This window comes from Niallia sp. 03133, from assembly GCF_052663225.1.
This window is the reverse complement of sequence record NZ_JBQTCY010000002.1, coordinates 269,117-292,623: the sequence shown is the minus strand read 5'-3', so window position 1 is coordinate 292,623 and position 23,507 is coordinate 269,117. Positions and strand designations below refer to the sequence as shown.

At 34.8% G+C, this 23,507-nt stretch carries 26 protein-coding genes, 1 pseudogene and 1 riboswitch; of the genes and pseudogenes, 13 read left to right on the top strand and 14 right to left on the bottom strand.

Annotation, left to right across the window (positions count from 1 at the left end):
- Positions 1–15: 15 nt before the first annotated feature.
- From ACTYBU_RS03845 to ACTYBU_RS03825, 5 genes are all read right to left on the bottom strand, one after another.
- The gene (locus tag ACTYBU_RS03845; RefSeq protein ID WP_445487294.1) at positions 16–210 is read right to left on the bottom strand and encodes a hypothetical protein; all 195 of its coding nucleotides are present in this window, start codon (positions 208–210) and stop codon (positions 16–18) included.
- A 17-nt stretch (positions 211–227) separates the two neighbouring features.
- Entirely contained in the window at positions 228–1,364 is a 1,137-nt protein-coding gene (locus ACTYBU_RS03840) for a zinc-dependent alcohol dehydrogenase (RefSeq protein WP_445487293.1), read from the bottom strand.
- Positions 1,365–1,382: 18 nt separating this feature from the next.
- On the bottom strand, positions 1,383–1,751 hold the full coding sequence (locus ACTYBU_RS03835) for a spore coat protein (protein ID WP_445487292.1): 369 nt from the start codon (positions 1,749–1,751) through the stop codon (positions 1,383–1,385).
- A 16-nt stretch (positions 1,752–1,767) separates the two neighbouring features.
- Positions 1,768–2,013 carry a spore gernimation protein GerQ gene (locus ACTYBU_RS03830; protein WP_445487291.1) on the bottom strand — a complete coding sequence of 82 codons (246 nt, stop codon included), beginning with the start codon at positions 2,011–2,013 and terminating at the stop codon, positions 1,768–1,770.
- A 462-nt stretch (positions 2,014–2,475) separates the two neighbouring features.
- Positions 2,476–2,661 carry a CBO0543 family protein gene (locus ACTYBU_RS03825; protein WP_445487553.1) on the bottom strand — a complete coding sequence of 62 codons (186 nt, stop codon included), beginning with the start codon at positions 2,659–2,661 and terminating at the stop codon, positions 2,476–2,478.
- A 337-nt stretch (positions 2,662–2,998) separates the two neighbouring features.
- On the opposite strand from ACTYBU_RS03825, the gene ACTYBU_RS03820 reads away from it, so the two are divergent.
- The 4 genes from ACTYBU_RS03820 to ACTYBU_RS03805 all read left to right on the top strand — a co-directional run bounded on the left by ACTYBU_RS03820 (position 2,999) and on the right by ACTYBU_RS03805 (position 5,712).
- Complete coding sequence (locus ACTYBU_RS03820; RefSeq protein ID WP_445487290.1) at positions 2,999–3,478, top strand: GNAT family N-acetyltransferase; 480 nt, start codon at positions 2,999–3,001, stop codon at positions 3,476–3,478.
- A gap of 169 nt (positions 3,479–3,647) precedes the next feature.
- On the top strand, positions 3,648–4,178 hold the full coding sequence (locus ACTYBU_RS03815) for an AAA family ATPase (RefSeq protein ID WP_445487288.1): 531 nt from the start codon (positions 3,648–3,650) through the stop codon (positions 4,176–4,178).
- A gap of 204 nt (positions 4,179–4,382) precedes the next feature.
- The gene (locus tag ACTYBU_RS03810) at positions 4,383–4,913 is read left to right on the top strand and encodes a GrpB family protein (protein ID WP_445487287.1); all 531 of its coding nucleotides are present in this window, start codon (positions 4,383–4,385) and stop codon (positions 4,911–4,913) included.
- A 628-nt stretch (positions 4,914–5,541) separates the two neighbouring features.
- Positions 5,542–5,712 (top strand): hypothetical protein, encoded by a 171-nt coding sequence (locus ACTYBU_RS03805; protein WP_445487285.1) that lies wholly within the window; start codon positions 5,542–5,544, stop codon positions 5,710–5,712.
- Between the two features lie 472 nt (positions 5,713–6,184).
- On the opposite strand, the gene ACTYBU_RS03800 is transcribed toward ACTYBU_RS03805, so the two are convergent.
- The 4 genes from ACTYBU_RS03800 to ACTYBU_RS03785 form a co-directional block, all read right to left on the bottom strand.
- Positions 6,185–6,427: a DUF2164 domain-containing protein gene (locus ACTYBU_RS03800; RefSeq protein ID WP_445487284.1), complete on the bottom strand. Its 243-nt coding sequence runs from the start codon at positions 6,425–6,427 to the stop codon at positions 6,185–6,187.
- Between the two features lie 446 nt (positions 6,428–6,873).
- The gene (locus ACTYBU_RS03795) at positions 6,874–6,981 is read right to left on the bottom strand and encodes a YjcZ family sporulation protein (RefSeq protein WP_445487282.1); all 108 of its coding nucleotides are present in this window, start codon (positions 6,979–6,981) and stop codon (positions 6,874–6,876) included.
- 284 nt (positions 6,982–7,265) lie between these two features.
- On the bottom strand, positions 7,266–7,421 hold the full coding sequence (locus ACTYBU_RS03790; RefSeq protein ID WP_445487280.1) for a hypothetical protein: 156 nt from the start codon (positions 7,419–7,421) through the stop codon (positions 7,266–7,268).
- A gap of 191 nt (positions 7,422–7,612) precedes the next feature.
- Positions 7,613–9,103 carry an MDR family MFS transporter gene (locus ACTYBU_RS03785; RefSeq protein WP_445487279.1) on the bottom strand — a complete coding sequence of 497 codons (1,491 nt, stop codon included), beginning with the start codon at positions 9,101–9,103 and terminating at the stop codon, positions 7,613–7,615.
- Between the two features lie 119 nt (positions 9,104–9,222).
- On the opposite strand from ACTYBU_RS03785, the gene ACTYBU_RS03780 reads away from it, so the two are divergent.
- Positions 9,223–9,879 carry a TetR/AcrR family transcriptional regulator C-terminal domain-containing protein gene (locus tag ACTYBU_RS03780; protein WP_445487278.1) on the top strand — a complete coding sequence of 219 codons (657 nt, stop codon included), beginning with the start codon at positions 9,223–9,225 and terminating at the stop codon, positions 9,877–9,879.
- A 386-nt stretch (positions 9,880–10,265) separates the two neighbouring features.
- On the opposite strand, the gene fabF is transcribed toward ACTYBU_RS03780, so the two are convergent.
- Entirely contained in the window at positions 10,266–11,504 is a 1,239-nt protein-coding gene (gene fabF / locus ACTYBU_RS03775) for a beta-ketoacyl-ACP synthase II (protein WP_445487277.1), read from the bottom strand.
- Between the two features lie 117 nt (positions 11,505–11,621).
- On the opposite strand from fabF, the gene ACTYBU_RS03770 reads away from it, so the two are divergent.
- The 4 genes from ACTYBU_RS03770 (at position 11,622) to ACTYBU_RS03755 (ending at position 15,628) form a co-directional block, all read left to right on the top strand.
- Positions 11,622–12,458: a helix-turn-helix transcriptional regulator gene (locus ACTYBU_RS03770; RefSeq protein ID WP_445487275.1), complete on the top strand. Its 837-nt coding sequence runs from the start codon at positions 11,622–11,624 to the stop codon at positions 12,456–12,458.
- Between the two features lie 169 nt (positions 12,459–12,627).
- Positions 12,628–13,209 carry an LOG family protein gene (locus tag ACTYBU_RS03765; protein WP_445487274.1) on the top strand — a complete coding sequence of 194 codons (582 nt, stop codon included), beginning with the start codon at positions 12,628–12,630 and terminating at the stop codon, positions 13,207–13,209.
- Between the two features lie 206 nt (positions 13,210–13,415).
- On the top strand, positions 13,416–15,086 hold the full coding sequence (locus tag ACTYBU_RS03760; RefSeq protein WP_445487272.1) for an ATP-binding protein: 1,671 nt from the start codon (positions 13,416–13,418) through the stop codon (positions 15,084–15,086).
- 32 nt (positions 15,087–15,118) lie between these two features.
- Positions 15,119–15,628, top strand: coding sequence for a YfiT family bacillithiol transferase (locus ACTYBU_RS03755; RefSeq protein WP_445487270.1), 510 nt, complete (start codon positions 15,119–15,121; stop codon positions 15,626–15,628).
- 64 nt (positions 15,629–15,692) lie between these two features.
- Here the strand turns inward: ACTYBU_RS03755 and queF are convergent.
- From queF to ACTYBU_RS03740, 3 genes and pseudogenes are all read right to left on the bottom strand, one after another.
- Positions 15,693–16,025, bottom strand: a pseudogene (gene queF, locus ACTYBU_RS03750) (preQ(1) synthase); the annotation flags it as partial.
- A gap of 304 nt (positions 16,026–16,329) precedes the next feature.
- Positions 16,330–16,506 carry a hypothetical protein gene (locus ACTYBU_RS03745; protein WP_445487269.1) on the bottom strand — a complete coding sequence of 59 codons (177 nt, stop codon included), beginning with the start codon at positions 16,504–16,506 and terminating at the stop codon, positions 16,330–16,332.
- Positions 16,507–16,629: 123 nt separating this feature from the next.
- Positions 16,630–16,673, bottom strand: a riboswitch (PreQ1 riboswitch).
- A 191-nt stretch (positions 16,674–16,864) separates the two neighbouring features.
- A complete protein-coding gene (locus tag ACTYBU_RS03740) occupies positions 16,865–17,806 on the bottom strand; it encodes a bile acid:sodium symporter family protein (RefSeq protein WP_445487268.1) in 942 nt (313 codons plus the stop codon).
- 321 nt (positions 17,807–18,127) lie between these two features.
- On the opposite strand from ACTYBU_RS03740, the gene ACTYBU_RS03735 reads away from it, so the two are divergent.
- The 3 genes from ACTYBU_RS03735 (at position 18,128) to ACTYBU_RS03725 (ending at position 21,902) form a co-directional block, all read left to right on the top strand.
- The gene (locus ACTYBU_RS03735; protein WP_445487266.1) at positions 18,128–20,449 is read left to right on the top strand and encodes a xanthine dehydrogenase family protein molybdopterin-binding subunit; all 2,322 of its coding nucleotides are present in this window, start codon (positions 18,128–18,130) and stop codon (positions 20,447–20,449) included.
- Positions 20,446–21,270: an FAD binding domain-containing protein gene (locus tag ACTYBU_RS03730; protein WP_445487264.1), complete on the top strand. Its 825-nt coding sequence runs from the start codon at positions 20,446–20,448 to the stop codon at positions 21,268–21,270. Before ACTYBU_RS03735 ends, ACTYBU_RS03730 begins: the two co-directional genes overlap by 4 nt.
- 209 nt (positions 21,271–21,479) lie before the next feature.
- Entirely contained in the window at positions 21,480–21,902 is a 423-nt protein-coding gene (locus tag ACTYBU_RS03725; protein WP_445487551.1) for a (2Fe-2S)-binding protein, read from the top strand.
- Positions 21,903–22,437: 535 nt separating this feature from the next.
- Here the strand turns inward: ACTYBU_RS03725 and lepB are convergent.
- Positions 22,438–22,983, bottom strand: a complete 546-nt coding sequence (gene lepB / locus ACTYBU_RS03720) for a signal peptidase I (RefSeq protein WP_445487263.1) — start codon at positions 22,981–22,983, stop codon at positions 22,438–22,440.
- A 187-nt stretch (positions 22,984–23,170) separates the two neighbouring features.
- On the opposite strand from lepB, the gene ACTYBU_RS03715 reads away from it, so the two are divergent.
- Positions 23,171–23,464, top strand: coding sequence for a hypothetical protein (locus ACTYBU_RS03715; protein WP_445487261.1), 294 nt, complete (start codon positions 23,171–23,173; stop codon positions 23,462–23,464).
- The last annotated feature ends 43 nt before the right edge of the window (positions 23,465–23,507 follow it).

Below are 23,507 nucleotides of genomic sequence, written 5' to 3'. Positions count from 1 at the left end.
TTATTCATCTCCTATTTACTGCTTAGCGTTCGAAAGGATAGAAGCATATTCTTGTAATTGTCTAGTAGACACATCAATGTCTAACTGCATAATATCTTTTAATTGCTGGTCTGTAACTAAAGCTCTCATCGTTTTTGATTTAGTCAAACAAGTGGTCTTAAATGCAGCTATCTCATGGACTTCAAGAACTTCATGTAAAGCATAGTTCATTTTTTATATCTCCTTCCTTAAGGTTTCAACAAGACCTTAATACAATTATCCAGTTTTGCGTCAAAAATTTCATACCCACGCTCTGCTTCACTAAGTGGAAGTACATGACTCACGACATCTCCTGGGTCAATTTTCCCCGTAGAAACTAATTCAAACATATATGGCATATAGTGGATGACAGGGGCTTGACCGGAGCGGATATTGATATTTCGCTGCATAATATCTCCAAAAGGGAAACCATTGTATCTGCCGCCGTAAACGCCAGTAACTTGAATTGTCCCGCCTTTACGCACAGCTTGTGAAGCTATGATAAATGCACTTAATGCTCCACCTTGAAGTTTCATCCCACTCGCGAGGAATTCTAAATCAGTCATTTTACCGTCCATACCAACAGCGTCAATGACAACATCTGCACCGCCTTTGGTGATTTCCTTAAGATAATTTCCTACATTCTCATGGTCCTCAAAGTTAACAATTTCTACTTTGTTTGTGCGCTTGGCGTGCTGCAGGCGATAAGTGACATAATCAACGGCAATGACTCGCTTTGCCCCTTTTAACCAACAGAATTTTTGAGCAAAAAGACCAACCGGTCCACAGCCAAGAACAATAACTGTATCTCCATCCTTTACGCCTGCATTGTCAACACTCCAAAAACCAGTAGTCATCGCATCGGCAATAACAGCTAACTTTTCATCAGGTTCTTCACAAGTCTCTGGAATTTTGAAATGAGTAAAGTTGGCAAAAGGCACTCTTAGATATTCGGCTTGCCCACCTGGATAGCCACCAGTCGTACCAGAATATCCGAAATAGGCACCCATATCACCATTATCATTAGAATTATCACATTGGCTTTCCAAAGAGTTTTTACAATAAATGCATTCACCGCATGCTATATTGAAGGGGATAATGACTCGGTCTCCCTTTTTTACCTTAGTCACACCTGGACCAACTTCTTCGACGATTCCCATTGGTTCATGGCCGATAACATAGTTTTCTTGCAGGTTAGGAATCATGCCGTGAATTAAATGTAAATCAGACCCACATATTGCTGTACTCGTTACTTTAATAATCATGTCATCTGGTTTTTCAATTTTTGGGTCTGGAACTTCTTTTACTACAACATTTTTAATACCTTGATACGTAACTGCCTTCATGATATACAGCCTCCAGTGTTAGTGTTCATCAGGTGTCCGGTCAAACATACCTTTTCTATTGGTCTCAACCGGGAATAGATTCATTTTTCCAATCATCACTGTATTGTTGGCAGAGAGTTGGTCTAGTTGATATTGTTCACTTAATTCGTATGGATGGAACCATTTTTTACTAATCATAAGTTCTGTAATTTCTTGGTGCATGGCAATACCTTGCATTAACTGGTTTCGTAAAAGGGTTCTAACATCAGGTGATGCAGACTCCGTTAATGCGACAGCAATATTGCGAACACCTTCTTTGGCACGAAGGAGGAAATCCATCGCAAATGTGGTATCTGCTAACTCAGGTACGTGTAGGGAGTTAATAGGGTCTAAATAGTCTTGATTCAATTTATTTACCTCCTTTTCAATTTACTATTGGTGTAGGTCGGTTTTGAGGAACAGGAGATTCAAAAGGTGCACGTTGATAAATTTTCTGTAATTCTTCAAGCGCTTGTATGGATTGTTCAACATCTTTTTGCATTAATGCTCTCAAATCTTGATTAAATACAAGTCCTTGCATTAGTTTTGATTTCGCTAAGCAAAGGGTTTTAAAATTAATAACTTCATGTAATTCCAATGATTCATGGTTAGCTAATTTTTGTGTATCCATTTCTATTTAACCTCCTTATTCTTTAATACAATCAATTGTATTATTCCAAAATAGGAGGGAAACATTCTTTAATGCTTTTTATAAAATTTGTAAATTATCTTAAATAGTTGGAATGTTGGATAAAGTGAGGGGGGCATTTATTATGATGGGTGAGGGGGGTTAATCAAGTAACTAAAAAAAGTTCAACCAGAAATATCTGGTTGAATTTATAATACAAAAGGAAGAAGATATGCCTCATCCTATTTACTCTTATTGTTGATTAAGAATCTACGTCTAAGAAAAATCGTATTTATTATTGATGAGACGTCTTATAACAGACATTGAAAATCTGACCAATAAAAAGGAAAAAGAAAGCGAATAAAAAGTGGTTTTCCAATTCCACCCCTTTTTATACTTAACAAGCTGTGTATTTTTTTCTAGCCATTGCTCAGTAATAGTTATTGGTACACTGAAATACAGAACTTATAAAAGGCACTGAAGGATGCGAGAATCCTTAGTGAGTTGATTATAAAAGACACATGTAATTGGGAAAAGTATATAATCAAAAAACAAGCTTGTTTTAACTTTACTTGGAAATCGGGTGGGATATTGAACATAACCTTTATTTACAATTAATTTATCGACCAATGATGCATAATAACTTTTTATAAAGAAAAGAAAACAAGGAGCCAGTCTTTTGCAAGTGGTTTTTTAATTAAGTAAATAAAGGAACCAATACCAAAGAAATAAAGCAATTTTATTAGTTTTTTTCAAATTTTCGTCCCATGTTTAGCACCTCCATAAGATAGGTTATCTCTGTTGCAGGTGGTTATACTGACATTTTCTCTTAAACTAAAGGGGGCATTAATCTGGGAAGGATTAATGTTCTTTTTTGCTTCGGAACTAACAGGGCAGCATTCCTGTAATAAATTATGAAAACCTTGCTTATGGTAGAAACATGGCAGTTTACTAGAAGAAGAACCTATTACATTAAGGTGGTCTTATAATGAAAACCTACGCAATTCAGGGTTTACCGAATGATAAAATAAAAGAATTTTTCAAGTCGCATTGGGGAACTCCAGAAATGGTAATCTCCAGCGGCGTTTATGACTGTAGTACATTAGATGGTTTTGCTGTCGTAAATGAAGAAGACAACATCATTGGCTTAATCACCTATATTATTAAAAATAACGAATGCGAAATTATTTCGTTAGACAGCATTGAAGAAGGGAAAGGGATAGGTACATCGCTTGTTAGAGAAGTAGAAAGTCTTGCTTTTAATCAGGAGTGTAAACTCGTTAAACTCATAACTACAAATGATAATTTATTGGCATTAAAGTTTTATCAAAAACGAGGTTTCATAATATCCCAAGTTATTAATAACGCAGTAGAGAAAGCAAGAAAATTAAAACTAGAGATACCCTTAATAAGTAATGACGGTATCCCAATAAGGGATGAAATTGAGATGAAAAAGTTATTGAAGTAACTGGGGAAGAGTATAGATTGGCACTGCTGCGGATGTCCTTTTCCTATTGTGCTAACAGGGGGCAGCATTACTGTAATAAATGAAAAACTGGCTTATGGAAGATAAATGGAAGGTTTGTGGAAGAAGGATTTCAAAGTGTTATATAGAATATCAAGTAAAAAAGAATTAGATGGCGGTGAACTATTTGAATAAAACTATACCTAATAGAATCCATATTATTGGTTCAGTAGGAAGTGGTAAGACTACATTAGCTAGAAAGTTATCGGAAAAGTATAATATACAATTTTACGAATTAGACAATGTGGTATGGGAAAGACATAAATCAGGGGATATAAGAAGAAAAGATGAAGAAAGGGATAAATATTTAGAGGCAATTATTAATGAGAAGAAGTGGATTATTGAAGGAGCCCATAATCATAATTGGGTAAGAAAGAGTTTCAATAAAGCTGACATAATAATATTTTTGGATACACCGTTTATAAAACGAGAAATTAGGATTTTGAAAAGATATGTCCGACAATTATTAGGGATAGAATCAGCTAACTACAAACCTTCTTTCAATATGTTATTAGCTATGTTTAAATGGAACCGAGAATTTGAAAAAGAAAGCAAACCAAATATCATAAGAATGTTTCAAGAAGAAAAAGCTAATTCAATTATTATAAAAACCAACTCAGAAATAGCAAAATACATAAATTAAATAATACTTACCTTTAAGCTAGGTTAGCACCTCCTTAAGTTATAGGAAAGGCCATTTATTTTTAACAATCATGGCAGCATTCCTATATTAAATGAAGCTCGCCTTGCTTTTGTCACGGTCAGGGAAGATTAGTGAAAAAACTGATTAATTCAAATAATGTTTAGTATGATAAAATGAAAATCATGGATGATTGGAGGGGAATACTTGCGTAAGGTAGAAGTATATCCATACAATGAGAAATGGACTCAAATGTTTAGAGAAGAAAAGAAGAAACTACAAACTATTTTCGGAAATGAAATTGTAGATATTCATCACATTGGTAGTACCTCAGTTCCAGGGTTAAAAGCAAAACCAATAATAGACATAATGCCTGTTGTTAGGGATATTAATACAGTTGATAAATTTAATATTGTTATGCAAGAATTTGGCTATGAGCCGAAAGGTGAAAACGGTATACCCAAACGGAGATATTTTCAAAAGGGTGGGGATAATCGCACTCATCACGTTCATATTTATCAGACTGGAAGTTACGAGATAAAACGGCACTTGGCATTTCGTGATTATTTAGCATTACATACAGACGAAATGAAGAAATATGGTGAATTAAAAGAGAAATTGGCCCAACAATTTCCCAATGATATTGAGTCATACATAAATGGTAAGGATGATCTGGTTAAGGCAATTGAACGAAAATCATTGAATTGGTATGAGGAACACCAAAAATTAACTAGGTAATACTACGCTAAGTTGCTATCTAATGGGTAGCACTTTTTAATGTAATAAAAAACATATTCCTGTAATAAATGAGTGTTAAAATGCTAACTTTGTGAATAAATGTACTTAAAGTAACGGGGGCGTTTGTGAAATAAGGTAACAATTTTTCATATTGAAACTTTGCCCCCGAATATGCCCCCATTTGGTAAAAAGTTATGAGATAAAATAAAGAATATAGGGTTCAAGATTAGAAAAACTATGCTATTTTTATATGAAATGAAGTTAATTAATGGTATGTTCACATAAAAGTAGTTGCCATAAAAGGCAGCTACTTATTATTGTTAACTAGATCTATGAGTTTAAATAAATACCAAATCATTATATTATTTGTAATAGTCAATAAAAGTAAATTATTCTATTCTATTTAAAAAAAAGGTGTATAATATCCAAATTGGTGAAAGAGTATGAAATAATATAAAATAATGATTTTAGTATTTATAGGAAAATAAGGTTTTTCGTAAGGTTATGCAAAGGATTTAAAAGAAAAAGCATGTTCCGCACTCAAGTGCATCCATGGGAGAGAGATCAGTACTTGGAAATGTATTAAGAAGGAGAAGCCTTGGCGCTGTAAGCGCCGGGGCTTTTTTTATTGGGGCAAGAAAAGAGGAGAGGGCTAGTTGCCATTATATCCAATATGCCAACAGATTATGTGATTGGGAATGAGCTGATGGGGGCTGCAGAAGAAGTTGAGCCTGAAGCAACGGAATTGAACAAAGGAGATTGTGTCATCATTCCCTTTAAAGGAAGATGGATAAAATAAGACAAATTATGATGTATTATATTGGAAGAATAAATACAGCAAACTGAAACGGTAACAGTATTTCCCGATTAAAGGAGATTGTTCTTAGCTAAAACGTAATCTATATAAGCCCTTGACAGCTGAGAAAGACCGGGATCAGATCGGTTCTTTTGTTATGCTATTTTTCAAGGAAGGTTAAGAACGCGTTTTATAGCAAAAAATAGGTGGGCAACAGCTTAGTCATAGCTTTTTGCTTTCTACAGAGCATGCCATTGGAAGGAAGATAAATATATGTCTAAGAAAATAATGTGAAAAATATTTTCTTAGACAAAGGAGGGATTTTACTGGTTTTCCTTGTAAAATCTTGTTATTTAGAAAAGAGAAAGCAAAAGTTTACAAGTTTTGCGATTCGATGTGTTTTTAAATTTTCTAAAACGCAGTTAACCAACTGTATGGGATGAAAGAACCAAAGAACCCCAAACACATTTAGTATTCATTTTATAGGCCGCTCAAGTGTTAATATTTCATCCTCAAGACTAGAAAATTGCTGCTCAACAATATCTTTAACATCTGCTACCGCGGCGTTGTAAAAATGAGGGGCAAGGTACTCCTTTACAAAATCCAATACTCTTTCAGCTGCAAATTCAGAAATGTCTTCTTCTCTTTCTTGAGAAAAGAAATATTGAATATCAGCAATCATTGTTTGTTGTTGTTGTTTTGATAGTTTATAAAACAAATAAGACACACTCCTTAAAAAATTTGTACTGTCATTATACAGGTGAAAAATTGAAAATAATAGGCTATATTTTTAAGGAGGGATATGTACAAGGAATCTTTAGTTATTTGAATAGAAGGAAAAAATATCCGGCATTTGCCGGATAAAGAATAGTGCGGAAGGTGTATGAAAGAATATTCTCCCATACATTTATTCTATTCCCTATACAGAAAAGAATTATGTCAATAAATGTGAAATGTTTGGAAAAATAGGAAAGAATACATGCATGATTTGCTGGCTAACCATATGTGAAAAAAAGAAACATAACGATCAAAGACGTTTAGTTAGTGAAAAATGCAAATTAAGCTTATGTATTCTTTTTTTAAGAAGGATAGTAGTAATTCCGAATTGAGGCGTATATAGAATAAATAGATGTCCCAATTCGGAATAAAAACAAGCTAAAAGGATTAGTAGCTTCCTAAATAAGAAGCACCAATAATCACAAGTAGAATAAATAAAACAACAAATAATGCAAAGCTATTATTTGAGTGTCCACCTTCATGATATCCAGACATAAACCACACCTCCTTTGCTAATCTCTTTATAAGGTATGAATTATTTCCAGCGTTTGAAATGGACAAGTATATACTTTTGTTTGAAAAATTAAAATGGGTGTAGAAGGCATATATTATATGGTATTGGATGAAATGGTAAATCTTGTTGAGTATCTTCTGTTTCGGTTCCGTTAAAAACTTTTATCTAAATGGAGAGTGGATTGAATAGGGATATGGGATAACAAGTCAATTAAGTTTAAAAGTGCTTCTTTCTTAAGTTATCTTATTGACCTAACAAATGGTTTTTAATTAGGAGGAGCAGTTAAGGTTGTTAACTGAGAAGAATGAACTAATGCTACCTTGAATTTGTTTGCCGTGTCTCGGATTTCACAAAATCCATTATCATATTGAAAAATAACGGTAAATAAACGCCCGTTATATAGTACATTGTTAGTTGGCATGATAATCTCCTTGTAATAAAGATTAGGAATATTCTCTATTTAGTACAACATTTTATACCCTTTATATTTTGAAATAAAACGTAATTTGTAAACTTTTTGTAATTTTTTTGTTTTACATACAGAAAAACTATTTCAACAGTTGAGATAGTGTGTCAAACTATTGAAATAGTTCTGCTAACGTTCTATTTGATTTAACTTTGTTGTCTTAATTTCGAATCACTAAGCTTATCTTTTGACATAAAGAGAATGCATATTAATGAAATAATAAGCGGTACAAATGTCCAAATAAACGTAGTGGTGATAGAGCTGGATAAGACATTTGTGATTTCTTTTAAAACATTTGCAGGAATTTGTGCACGTTCTTCAGGAGATAGTATGCTACCGCTATTTGCATTGTCTCCTTTATTAAACATTTTAGGTAGGCCTTCAGTAAAAGTATTTCGCTGTATAACGCCAAAAATGGTGATGCCTAATGTCATACCTAAAGATCGTAAAAAATTGCTTGTTGAACTTGCAATTCCTCTTTCTTGAGGCTTCGCTTTTTGCAGGGAAGCCATTCCTAAAACAGAAAATGAAGGACCTACACCCAAACCAATAATCATCATATACAATGTTACAAGCAATCTTGGTGTCGAAGGGTCAAGTGTACTTAAAAGATAGGTGCCAATTCCCATTAAGATTCCTGAAGAAATCATGATATTTTTATAAGAAAATTTATTGGCAAGTGCTCCACCTAATGCTGCAGCAACGCTGGATGTAACCATCATCGGCAATAATAATAACCCAGAATTAGTTGCAGTTCCGCCTTCTACACCTTGAATATAGAGTGGAATATAAATCGTTGAAACCATAAATACTGCCCCGTAAAACATCCCTGTTAGAACACTTGTTGTATATAAACGCTCTTTAAACAAATTAAACGGTAATATTGGGTCTTTGACCTTTTTTTCTATAACCAAAAAGATAATAAAACCTACAATTGACAATACAAATAATGAAATGATTTGCCAAGAATCCCAACTATATGTATGTCCGCCTAATTCCAAAGCAAACATGAGGGATACAGAAAAAATAATCAAAAGGATGGAGCCTGCCCAATCAATGTTTTGGCGGGTATGGAACTTGGACTCTTTGTAAAAAAAGAGAATAAGTCCTAAAGCAATCAAACCAAGTGGTATATTGATAAAGAAAATCCATCGCCAATGAAAATGGTCCGTGATAAAAGAACCTAATAGTGGTCCAGCAATACTAGATAAACCAAATACTGCACCAAAAATTCCGCTCATTTTTCCGCGTACTTCTTTTGGAACTACATCCCAAATGATAGTAAATGCAATTGGCATAAGCGCACTGCCGCCAATCCCCTGTATTGCCCGGAATATACAAAGCTGAGTCATGGTTTGAGCAGTCCCGCAAAGAATTGAACCAATAAGAAATAATAAAATTCCAAACATAAAAAACTTTTTTCTTCCATACATATCTGATAATTTTCCGAAAATAGGCATTCCAGCCATCTCAGCGACTAAGTAAGCAGACGTAACCCAAACATATTTATCCAATCCGCCTAAATCACCAATTATGGAGCCCATGCTTGTTGCTACAATGGTATTATCTAATGAAGCAACAAATATGCCGAGCATCAGTGCACACATAACGGGCACTAGATTTGTTTCACTTTTCATAAATAGTACCTCTTTTCTTTCTCTTTGTGAAATAATAATATGAGTTTAACACCGTTAAATTAGTAAGTAAAGCAATTTTTCGGAAACTAATATACAATATAATTACTGAGGTGACAGTAGTGACAAAAAAGAAGGTAAACAAAGAATCAATTACAGAAGCTGCGCTAGAAATATTGCATGAAAAAGGACTTGCATCATTATCGATGAGAAATGTTGCTGCGAAACTAGAAGTACAAGCACCTGCATTATATTGGTATATAAAAAATAAGCAAGAATTGCTTCAATTAATTGCAGAGTATCTTTCCAGTCAAATTAACTTTCCAAAGAAGACAAATGATTGGAAGGAAGAAATAAAAGCTTTAGCGCTAGAAACAAGACGAGTATTATTATCTGTTCCAAATGGAGCGGAGATTATGATGGATACATTGCCGACTACCAATAAAAGATTATATGCAATCAACAGCATGTTAGCATTATTTCACCGAGCAAATTTTCCAGAAGACAAAATATTTCAAAGTGTTATTTCCATCAATAATTATGTGACAACCTATGTTTTAGATGAACAAAAACAGCAAAAAATGTTCGAAGAAATGGGAGAGGAAAGAATTCATCAGCAATTTATTGAATCTATTAGCGGAATTCCAAAAGAAGAAGTTCCATTTGTATATCGATACATGCTATCACAAAAGGGAGCAATCAATAACGAAAAAAATTTTTTAGTAGGTTTAAGGGTTTTATTAAAAGGAATAGAGGCTGAAATAAAGAAGATTGAATAATAGAAAATGAAGCAGGAAGTGTAATTTCATATTTCCTGCTTCATTTTTTATTAATATATGTTAACACATAAAAAAAGGTATTTTTAGAAAGATATAGAAATATATGTTTATCCCACTCTTAACGGGCAGTAAGACCCCCACCTCGGAGATGCTGAGGAATCGAGGAAGCTAGGTGTTGAAACTCGCCCGTAAAGGTCCGATAAGTTCAACTAACCGTCAGTGGGGGATGAAGAAAACCTCCACTTATGGAAAGGTTCACTTTATAGGCATTCGTAATAGTTGGAACAAGGGAGAGTTGAATGCCACAGAAAAAAAATCCCCATTATTCGTAAAAATAAATTTTGCGAATATAATGCAACAATATCGGGGTTGGTCCAATCAATCAATCAATTAAATCTTTTTATAATAATGGAAGAATTATGTCCGCCAAATCCAAAGGAATTAGAAAGTCCAATAGTTAAGTTGTTTATTGGGCGTGCACCTTCTGATACATAGTCTAGGTCGCATTCACTGTCATGTGTAGTCAAATTGATTGTTGGAGGGATGATGCCATAACGCAAGCAGTTGATTAATGCAATTGCTTCGACACCTCCTGCAGCACCAAGCATATGACCAAACATAGATTTGTTTGCAGTAACTGGAATTTGATAAGCTTTTTCTTTAAATAAATTTTTTATCGCAAATGTTTCAGAACGATCTCCAACGCGAGTACTTGTTGCATGTGCACTTATTACATCGATTTCTTCAAGAGACAAGCCTGCACTATTAATGGCATGTTTCATCGCTAAGTAGGCGCCTCTTCCTTCTGGATGTGTTGCTACCATATGATAAGCATCTGAACTGGCTCCATAACCAAGAATTTCCCCATAGATCGGTGCGTTTCTTTTTTGTGCATGCTCCAAAGATTCTACTACCAATATTCCTGAACCCTCGCTCATCACAAAGCCATCTCTTTCGTTATCAAAAGGGCGGCTAGCATGTTGAGGAGCATCATTTTTAGTAGATAGAGCTTTTGCATTGCCAAAGCTAGCTAATGATAAGGGAGAAATTGCAGCTTCTGCTCCTCCACAGAAAATGACATCGGCATGATTATTTTGAATAGCTTGGAAAGCTTCTCCTATGGAGGTATTCCCAATAGAGCATGCAGTAACTGGAGACATAGACGGTCCTTGTGCACCCAATCGAATGCTGATTTGTGCAGCGGCAGCATTTGAGATCATCATAGGAACTAAGTTTGGACTTACTCTGTTAGGACCCTTGCTGTTCAGCGTTTCCACATTAGTTATTAAGGTATTTAGACCTCCGATGCCGGAGCCGACATAAACACCAAGACGTTCTGGATCGATTGCTTCCAGTTGTAATTTTGAATCGATTAATGCTTGTTCTGCCGCAGCCAAAGCAAATTGTGTAAAACGATCTAATTTCTTTGCTTCCTTTGCACCAAAAATTTCTGACGCATGGAAAGCTTCTACCGTTCCGGCTATTTTTGTTTTTAATGATGTGGTATCAAATGATTGGATTTCTCTGATTCCTGATGTACCCTTAACTAAGGCATCCCAAAAACGATTAACATCATTTCCTAAAGGAGAAATGATACCCATTCCTGTAATAACAACTCTATTCATCCTGTTACCTCCGATTGATTTGTATTTATTTTATTTTCATCTATTTTTTATCCTATTACAAGTTATGGTTTATCCTAGTATAATGAGTAATAGATTATGCATTAAAGGAGAAAAATTATGAATCAAGAAGGAAGATTGCATGCCCTTTCCGAATTTTTAAAAACAAAAAGATCAAAAATCACGCCACAGATGGTTGGTTTGCCTGTTGGAATAAGAAGAAGGACACCTGGGCTAAGAAGAGAAGAGGTTGCGCAGCTTTCAGGAGTCAGCACCACCTGGTATACATGGCTGGAACAAGGAAGAGATATTAAAGTATCTGCATCTGTATTGGAGAACATTGCAGAAGCTTTACAATTAAATAAAGATGAAAGAAAATATTTACAAGGATTAGCAATGGAAGAAGGGGATAAACCTGTCATTCAAGAGGAAAATCCAATTATTACACCGTCCTTGAAAAAAATAATGGAAGAGCTTCAATATTGCCCTATGATTATTTCAGATCGACGTTGTTATATAGTTGGCTGGAATGATGCTGCAGCGCACATTTTTTTGGATTTTGCCGAAATACCTTTAGAGAAAAGGAATTTACTTGAACTGCTTTTTTCCAGAAAAGAACTTAAGGCTCTTGCTGTTAATTGGGAGCATTTTGTCAAAGGCTTTATTGCTATTTTTCGAACATATTACGGTCAATATGTTGCAGATGAGTGGTATACAGATTTTATTGAGAGAATGGAACAGGAATATCAAAATTTCAGTGCATTATGGAATGAAAGTGAGATAAGCTCAGCACCTGAAGTTTTGATTGAATTTCGCCATGCAAAGCTGGGGAAATTAGTGTTTGATCTTACATCCTTTCAAGTTCAAGGCAACCATGATTTAAGATGCAGTGTTTATACACCAGTAGAAGGCACTCCAACAGAGGGGAAATTAAAAAGTGTATTAAAAGAGGAATAAACGGTTGAAGGTTCGTCGTTTAGGAAAATCGGTATATCTGAACTTTTACAAGAATGGAAAGCTATTAGTAATCATAAGATAGTAGAAGATTACAGTATATTAATAAATTCTAGATTAATAATTATATTTATTGTTTATTTAAAATTCAAGCCAGTGGAGGAGAATCAAGATGAAAAGAATAGCTGTATTCTGTGGTTCAAGCAATGGAGCATCCCCAATCTATTTAGAAAGTGCAAAGGCATTAGGAAAAGAATTGGCAAAAAGGGAGATAGAGCTTGTATATGGAGGATCATGTGTTGGTTTAATGGGCGCTGTAGCTGATGCTGTCCTTCATGAGGGAGGAAAAGCGACTGGCGTTCTACCCCATTTTTTAGCAGAAAAAGAAATAGCACATAAAGGTATAACTAATATGATCGTAGTTGATTCCATGCATGAAAGAAAAGCGAAAATGGCAGAATTAGCAGATGGTTTTATTACATTGCCTGGTGGGGCTGGTACGCTAGAGGAGTTTTTTGAAATTTTTACATGGGCACAGCTTGGTTTACATCAAAAGCCATGCGGTATTTTTAATATAAACCATTATTATGAACCACTCATACGGTTAATCCACCATATGGCAGATGCTGGATTTTTGCAAGAAAAGTTTCGAGAAATGGCTTTAGTAGCTTCCGATCCGATTACACTGCTTGACCAATTTTATACATACAAACCACCAACTGTTAAAATATTTTTAACGGAGAACCAGACGTAATAAGCAGTTTAGATAACAATAATGAAACAATCTTTTAAACCCGCTGCATGCGGGTTTTTAGAATAGTTTTTAAACAAAGAAGATTTGACAGCTCATAAGATATGTTTCCTTGCAAAAGATAAAATTATTGAGTGGAATATAAGAATGCAATATCCATTTCATGTATAATTATTCTATAAATTAGGAATTACTCGAGGGGTGTTTCTATGCGCAAAGATATAATTCATCCAAGCAAAAAACAGCTCATTGATTATGAGGCACGAAGAGGGCATACAATCTATGTGTATGATAGTGAAGAAAAATATATTGAAAACCTTATTCATTTTATTTTACACGGCATAAAACAAGGGTATCAATTATTAATTATTGAAAAAAAGGAAGTTTATGAGACTGTTTACGAAAACATAACAAACCTCTTTTCTCTTAATGAATTGGATACTATTTATTTTATGACAGATAAAAGTTTTTTACTGCTTTGTGAAGGGTTGAGTTTTAAAGATATTCAGAGTTATTTTACTGAAATATATAATGAAAAGAATATTAATGGTGTACAGGTAAATAGTTGGGTGCATATTCCTGTTAAGGAGAGTGCCGGAAATATCATTAGTTTGCATCAATTGGGAGAGATATTAACAGATGAAAATGATAGGGTAGGAACTAACTTGATTGCTGTTGTTGATGGAAAAATAGTTTCTGCATCCTATCAAAATAAAATAATGACCACATTTCCCTACTTTATGACCGATCATCAAATCATCGAATCCTTATTTTATATGCCGCAGAATAATCCTTCTTTTACTGTATATAAAGAAAAAAAAGAGCTAGAAAGCATTATTAAGGCTACAAGCTTTCAATTGGAATCCTTTATCATGCGAAATCTTGATCCTGTTGTGATTTTAAATAATGCAGATATTGTTTTGACTGTAAATGAAGCCTTTGAAAAGATTTTTGGTTGGACCTCTTCCGAAATTGTTGGAAAACACTCCTTGCAATTACCTCATATATTGGAAAACGAGAAGCAAGAAGTGAATAATAATAAAGATAAAACACTATTAGGTGAGAATGTAGAGGAGTATGAATCCATACGTATAACAAAAGAAGGAACAGTGCTTTATGTCATGTTGTCTTGTTTTCCATTAAGAGATGAAAAGGACAAAGTAAACGGAAGGGCTGTTATTATTCGGGATATAACAGAAAAGAAACAAGCACAAGAATTAGTGATAAAAACGGAAAAATTATCGATCGCAGGAGAGCTTGCAGCGGGAATAGCCCATGAAATTCGAAACCCAGTTACAGCGATTAAAGGTTTTTTGCAGTTGACGGAACACAATGATGGTATTAATCCTGTTTATTATGAAATCATGGAAGCAGAAATAGAAAGAATCGAATTAATTCTAAGTGAGCTGCTCATGCTCTCCAAACCGCAAGCTGTTCATTATGAACTGACTAACATACATGAATTGATTCAAGATATTGTGATTTTATTAGAAGCAGAAGCCATTATGAACAATGTAGAAATTGAAATGGAATTTGACTCGACTGATATTTTTATCAACTGTGAAAAAAATCAAATAAAACAAGTATCCATTAATTTTATCAAAAATGCTATTGAAGCAATGGCGGATGGAGGAAGGCTGATTATCCAAATAAAAAATAGAGAGAATAAAAATGTATTAATCCGTTTTATTGATGAAGGATGTGGAATTCCAGATCATGTTCTGTCTAAATTAGGACAACCATTTTATACCACAAAAGAAAAAGGAACTGGTTTAGGGTTTATGGTCAGTAAAAAAATTATCGAAAATCATAATGGCATCGTTACAATTGCCAGTAAAGAAAATATTGGAACAACAATTGAAGTTAAAATACCTATATAAAAATAATTTATATAATGGTCGAGGGGGGAATAATGATGGATGAAAGATTTCCAATTGGAAAATTTGCATACAAGGAAAACATGACGGAAAGCTGGATTCAAGAGTTAGAGGTTCTGCCCTCGTTGTTAAATGAAACAGTAAAAAAGCTGAACGATATGCAATTAGATACACCATACCGTGATGGAGGGTGGACTATTCGTCAAGTTGTTCACCATATAGCAGATAGTCACTTAAATGCATATACACGCTTTAAATTAGCCTTAACAGAAGAAAATCCTGTTATTAAACCATATGAAGAAGCTGCTTGGGCGGAACTCGCGGATTACCAACTGCCGGTTGATGTGTCTTTAAAAATGATTAAATTATTGCATAACCGTTTAGTAGTATTGCTAAGAAGCTTAAATGAAGAGCAATTAAACAAAACATTTATTCATCCAGATTCAGGAGAAGTGAAAGTGAAAGAAAATATTGGCATCTACGCATGGCATGGAAAACATCATCTTGCCCATATAACCAATCTTTGCAATAAAAATAGCTGGTAATTCAGATTTTTAATAGATAATTAAAAAAGATGCAGGGGTTATTCTGCATCTTTTTTTGCTAACATCAACGATTATCTATTTTTTCGGGATATAAATCATGATTCATTAATCGATGTGCAGCAATCTCTTCAAATTTTGTACCAGCTTTTCCATAGTTGCAGTATGGGTCAATTGATAATCCTCCACGAGGTGTAAATTTTCCCCAGACTTCTATATAACGTGGATCTAATAGCTTGATTAAATCGTTCATAATGATGTTCACGCAATCCTCATGAAAATCACCATGATTGCGAAAACTAAATAAATATAATTTTAATGATTTACTCTCTACAATTTTTTCACCCGGAATGTAGCTGATATACATGGTTGCAAAATCAGGTTGGCCAGTGATTGGCACTACTTGTATAAGATAAGGAAGTATAGCTTTTTTGAAACTGCACCACTGTCTCCGCTTTTCTTATCAGTAGGTGGACTATATCATATTCTAATGTTTCTGCGATAAAACATTAGAATCCTCGCGCTTCCATCCAAATGGATGTACTCTACTTTCTTCTGCAAACAATACATAAATCGCTTCTTATTTGCATGATTTCGATAGTCTCTGCACCTTCTCCTAATAAGGAGCTTGGCTCAGGATTAGAACGAATTCCTTCCCTGAATTCACGAGGTTTAATCGACAGTGTTGCCACTGAAGTGTGCCCTTATTGACACAGACTGGTAAATTCCGGACAATTAAATTTAACAAAATAATCACGGTTTACATGCAAGTTATCAACCGATTCCAATATTTCTGGGTTGTATTCATACACATATTTTGTTCCTTGATTTCCTAATAATGTTAAATCTTCTAAACCTTCTTCTGTTTTTCTGCCAGACATCCTATAACCTCCAATAATATAATATAGGTACATAAAAAGAGGTAAGTTTCATAGCAATATAAAGTTTGTCATGGAATAAAAGAAAAAAGCCATTTCCATTATGGTAATGCTTTTAAATGTCATGTTTCCATAGTTTTTTATAGAGGGTCGCTATGAACCTCTTCTTTGTACAGATTTTAGCATATACAAAAAATAATATAGGAATTACAGTATTACGTCAATAAAATATCCTTTCCAGTATGTAAATCAATATCAACGAAATAAGGGTTCCGACTTCAGGGAAATATGAAAAAAACCACCTTATTCAAGGTGGTTTTACGGGACATACTCCTTAGTACATGTTGAATAAAAATATGCTTTAATCCTTTTGATTTTTATCTTTCATTCGGCTGAAAATATTTGCAAGAAGGGAACCAGATAAATTATGCCAAACGCTGAAAATGGCACTTGGTACTGCAGCTAAAGGCGAGAAATGGGACGTAGCAATTGCTACTCCCAAGCCGGAATTTTGCATGCCGACTTCCATTGCAACTGCCTTTTGTTTTGCTAAATCCATTCCACATAAACGGGCAAAGAAAAAGCCAATCAAAAATCCTAGCAGGTTATGCAGTATAACAACTCCAAAAATAAGCAGACCTGTTTGTGCAATTTTGTCTGCACTGCCAGCCACAACAGCTGAAACGATTAATACAATGGCAATAACGGAAACTAGCGGCATTGCTTTTGCACCTGCATTTGCCTGTTTTCCAAAGAACTTTTTAATGATTGCGCCAAGTACTAATGGAATAATAACAACTTGTATAATCGAAAGGAATAAAGAAGCAAAGCTGATATTAACCCATTTGCTTGCAAACAGAAGAATGAGCAGTGGCGTCACAATGGGTGCAAGAATGGTAGAAACAGAAGCAATTGCAACAGCAAGCGCTACATTTCCTCTTGCTAGAAATACCATAACGTTGGAAGCCGTACCACTTGGGCAGCAGCCTACTAAAATGACGCCAACAGCAATTTCTTTCGGCAAATCTAAACCTACAGCCAGTATAAAAGCAAGCAAAGGCATGATAATGAAGTGTCCGATAACCCCAAGAGCAACATCCTTTGGTCTTTTTAATACTTCTTTAAAATCCGACGCTTCCAGTGTCAGACCCATTCCAAACATAACAATTCCTAATAAAGGAACGATATATTTTCCAAGTCCAATAAATTGATCTGGTAAATAAAATGCAAGGATAGCAAAGATTAATACCCATAATGTAAATGTTTTTCCAGCAAAGTTGCTGATTTTCTCGATGACACCCATAAATATAGAAACCTCCAAAATATTTTGTCAAATTATCTTACACAATAATCATTAATTTATACTAGTTTAAAGATTAAAAAAAATCAATCTTTTTTTAATATACTAATTTTCTGCAGGTGATGTTTTTACCTCGAAATTTAATACTTTTTCTTTTCTTTTTTTCATATAATTCTGTAATACACAGCTAAATATGTACCATGTATAAATCTTTAATTAAGATGCAGGAAGGAAGCTCTGAAGCTATTATAAAGAATAAATGTATTCACTATTACTTGTCTGTTTTGTTCCTTTTTTAGTATTAGCAGTTAGGGGATGAATGTATTGAAGGTAATCGGAAAAAGTATTTTTCGAAAAGAGGCTTTAAGCAAAGTTACTGGGAAAGCATCTTATACAGCAGATTATATTACAACAGATGCTTTACATGTTGAATTGGTAAAAAGTACTTATGCCCATGCTAAAATTCTTTCTATTGATGTGTCAAAGGCAAGGAAAATCAATGGTGTCCGTGCTGTTATATTAGGGGGGGATCTCCCTTTGATCGGAGAAGAAGTAATGGATCGGCCGCCTATTGCTATTAATAAAGTTCGATATTATGGGGAAGTTATTGCATTGATTGTGGCTGATTCTTTTGATATCGCAATAAAAGCTGTAAATAATGTTTTTGTGCAGTATGAACCCCTGCCCGTTGTCCAAACTGCAAAAGAAGCAATTAAACCGAATGCTCCGCTAATCCATGAAAATTTAGAAGAATACAAAAAAGATGCAGGGGTTTATCCTCAACAAGGAACCAACATTATTAACCATGTCAAAATAAGAAAAGGAGACATAGAAAACGGATGGAGAGAAAGTGATATGGTTATAGAGTCGTCTTTTTTTATTCCATTGTCTGATCATAGTGCCATGGAAACGAGGGCAGCAATATGTGAAATTCATCCGAATGAAAGGGTGCATATTATTACTAGTTCACAAGCTCCATTTATGGTGAAGAAAATTATTAGCAGAGATTTCAAAATAGAACCAGGAAATGTAATAGTGGAAACACCACTTGTTGGTGGTGGATATGGTGGAAAAGCATCTGTTCATCTAGAAATATTTGCTTATATTGCTTCGAAAGCTGTAAATGGCAAAAGAGTAAAGGTGATTAATTCTCGTGAGGAAGATTTAGCCGTATCACCCGTACATATTGGGTTAAATGCAAAAATAAAGCTGGGCTGCTCAAAGGATGGAAAGTTAAAGGCAGCTCTAATAGAATATCTATTTGATGGAGGTGCATATGCGGATAAATCTCCCCATTTATGTACAGCTGGAGCAGTTGATTGTATCGGTCCTTATAAATTAGAAAATATTTGGTGTGATTCTTTATGTGTTTATACAAACCATCCTTATGCAGCGCCTTTTCGAGGATTCAGTCATGGTGAAGTTCACTTTGCATTTGAAAGGGCGATGGAAATCTTAGCACAAAAAGCCCAGATGGATCCTTTGGATTTTAGACAAATAAATGCCATTCACCCTGGAGATACGTCTGCTACTCAAGTTGTGTTAAATAGAAGCATTGTTGGGAATCTAGATGCATGTATAAATCGTGTAAGAAAATGGATGGAGTGGGATAAAGGAAGAATAACCGAATTAGGAAACAATATGGTGAGGGTAAAAGGAATCAGCTGCTGTTGGAAGAATTCGACCATAGGACCGGATGCTAGTTCTGGGGTAGTATTGACATTTAATTCAGATGGCAGCATTAATTTAATGTCCGGTTTAGTGGAAATCGGAACTGGAACAAAAACAATATTAGCTCAAATATTAGCTGAAAAAATGAAAATGGATGTGGGAAAAATACATGTTCGGATGACCGTTGATACACAAACAGAACCGGAACATTGGAAAACAGTCGCAAGCAGAGGAACATTGATGGCAGGAAGAGCTGTTTTGGCAGCAGCAGAGGATGCGATAAAACAATTAAAGAACATTGCTTCCATCGTGCTGAGAGTGCCGTTTGAAGATCTAGACGTAGCAAATGAAAAGGTATATGTTTCTGATAATCCAAGTCAATTTTTATCTTTTAAAGATATAGTTTATGGGTACGTTTATCCAAACGGAAATGCTATTGGAGGACAAATAATAGCAAGAGGGACATATATACTCCGTGGTTTAACTAATTTAGATCCAGAAACTGGAAAAGGGAATCCAGGCCCAGAATGGACTGTGGCGGCACAAGGAGTAGAAATTGAATTTGATAAAAAAAATCTAACTTATAAGCTTTTAAAAGCAGTAACTGTTATGGATATTGGGGAAGTGCTTAATTATGGTGGTGCGGTTGGACAGGTCAAAGGGGCAATGAGCATGGGGCTTGCTTGGGCAGGAAGAGAAGCCTTTCATTTTAATGAATACGGAAGGCTGCGAAATCCGCAGCTGCGAACATATCGTCCCATTAGGTATGGAGAGCATCCGAATTATATAGTAGATTTTGTAAAAACAGCCCACTTGGAAGCCCCATATGGTGCGAGAGGTGCTGGTGAGCATGGAATTATTGGAATGCCTGCTGCACTAGGAAATGCTTTATCACTTGCTGCAAACGTTCCGTTAAATTCCCTGCCTCTTACACCAGAGACAATTTGGCAAGAAAAAAGGAGGAATTCACGTTGAACTTTGATTATTTTCTGCCGACGAAATTAGAGGAAGCAGCAACATTGTATCAAACCCTGACCAAAGAAAAAAAAAGCCCCATGTTCTATGGCGGAGGTACGGAAATTTTAACATTAGGCCGTTTAAATATCGTGCAGACCAAGGCAGTAATTGATATAAAAAAGATAAATGAATGTCAAGCATATCAATTGGAAGGTGATTATTTAGCAATTGGTTCAGCATTAACATTAACTGAAATAGAGTCAAAAAACCTATTTCCATTGTTAACTGCTGTTGCTAAAGAAGTGGCGGATCGAACAGCTCGAAATAAAATTACCTTCGGCGGGAATCTATTAGGCTTGATTATTTATCGTGAAATGATACTGCCCCTGCTGTTGACCGATAGTATTTTGGTCATTAAAAGCGGCGAAAAAATAAAGACAGCATCTATTTCATCTATTTATAAAGATAATTTACAAATTAAAAAAGGTGAGTTATTCGTTCAAGCGCTAATAGAGAAACAGTATTTAACCGTTCCATATGCAGCAGTGAAAAAAAGACAGCAATGGGAAACTGGGTATCCTCTAATTACTGCAGCAGCTATAAAAATAAATAATGAAATACGTATTGCCTTCAGCGGGTTATGTCCCTATCCGTTTCGATCAAAAGAGATGGAAATAGCAATAAACAATCCAAACTTAAGTAAAAGAGGAAAAATTGAATCAGCTATGGATAAAATACCAGCACCTGTATTAGACGATATAGAAGGGTCAGCAGAATATCGCTTGTTTGTATTAAAAAATCTAATGAATGACATAGTGGATGATTTATCCCACTCTTAACGGGTAGTAAGACCCTCACCTCGGGGATGCTGAGAAATCGAGGAAGCTAGGTGTTGAAACTCGCCCATAAAGGTCCGATAAGTTCTACTAACAATCAGTGGGGGATGAAGAAAACCCCCCACTGATAGAAAGGTTCACTTTATTGGAGGTGAAAAAAATTGGCAAACCCTTTCAAAAAAGTTGCAGTCAATCTATTGATAAATGGGGAAATGAAAGAAGTCGTCATTTCTCCAGCGCAGACGCTGTTGACAACATTGCGGGATAGATTGTATCTAACGGGTGCAAAGCCAGGATGCTATAATGGAGACTGCGGGGCATGCACGGTTCTAATTGATCAGCAGCCAATAAAATCATGTTTAATGCTTGCAATAGAAGCAATTGATCATGAAATTACTACGATTGAGGGATTAAATAGCACTCCGATTCAACAGGCGTTTATAGAACATTTTGCTTTTCAGTGTGGTTACTGCACCCCTGGATTCATTATGAATTGTCATGCATTGTGCACACTGCATCCATATGCTGAGGAGGAACAGATACGGGAGTGGCTATCCTCCAATATTTGCCGCTGCACGAGCTATAATGAAATAGAAGCAGCAATAAAATCCGTTTTGCAGAAGAAGCTGGAATAATCAAATGAAATACGGTCATTTGATTAAAGAGATACATCGCTTGAAAGAGTTTTTCACTAAATTACTTAACACTTCTTCTGCAAGTGACCGTATTTTTAAATGTCGTACTCATCCTCCTCATAAATGGTTGGACTTTGTTCGATGTATGATTAAAGGGTATTCTTTACACAGGCATCAGGTATGATTGATGTACACTTTGTAACTTTCTTCTACTTGAGGATTAAATTCCTAACAGCACACAAATAAATGGATTTTGAACAATTTTCAGGATTCTGTTTTTGTTGGATTAATTTCTTTAGGGCTTGCTGGATTAATATACTTTTTATCCCACTCTTAACGGACAGTAAGACCCCCAGCTCGGGGATGCAGAGAAATCGAGGAAGCTAGCTGTTGAAACTCGCCCGTAAAGGTCCGATAAGTTCAACTAACCATCAGTGGGGGATGAAGAAACCCCCCACTGATGGAAGGTTCACTTTATAAATAAAAATGGACCTTTAAAAGTTGTCCTTAATTTCTTGCAAAAAATAATAGCCTTTTATTGAAGAAATTCCATTTCATTTAAAGGAAAGAATCGGAAAATTGCTTCTCCAATTACAGAATCTTTTCGAATAAAACCGAAGGATCTACTATCCTTGCTGTATAAACGATTATCTCCCATAACGAATAAATATCCTTTTGGGACCTTCGTTTTTCCAGTTAAGTCTTTTAATGTAAAATCACCAGTTATTTTATTAAATGGGGCTAGTTGTTTATTTTTTTTCAAATAAGGCTCTGTATACGTTTTTCCATTAATAGATAATATATCGTTTTTTACTATAATGCTATCTCCTGGCAAACCGATTACTCGCTTAATATAATTTTCATCTTCATCAGGTGCATGAAAGACAATCATATCAAAGTGATTAATTTTGCTCGTTTTGCTAACAATGATTTTATTGCCGCTTTCAAAAGTAGGAGACATGGATTTACCTAATACAATACTGGGACTGAAGAAAAAATGACGGCAGACTGCAATAATTATTACTGCAAAGAAAAAAGATTTTATCCAAGCATATAGTTCATTTTTTGTTGATCTTTTCATTGTTGCATCTCCAATCGATTTACTATATAAAAGTTTATATGATTTGTATTTAAAATACAAATAACAGCTGAATCTCAGAAAAATCGTTAAAGTATCATTTAGCATGTTATGGTTAAAAAATAAATTCGGAATATCTACCGATGATAGGGTGAGAATAAAATGACACAAGAAATTCTAACTATTTATGATGAAAGTTTACATAGAATTGGGACAGCCAGGAGATAAATTTATTTTGCAGGAAGAGGAAGTTGAGGGCATTTATAAAACGGATTTATCTTTTTTTTATGAATTTTGTCTAAACGGAAGAGAAGAAATTATGGTGGAAGCCATCCACCTTGACCAAACTCTATTAGGGAGTAAACATCCTGTAAATAAGGATGACTTTGTTCCTCGTGAAGAAAGCTACTTTAAAAACATAGCCCTTCTTATTAAACAACAGTTTTACTTTCCAGGAAATGATGAAGAAAACATCGGAAATTAACAAATCTTTCCGATGTTTTAAACAATATGAAAAATTATCTAAA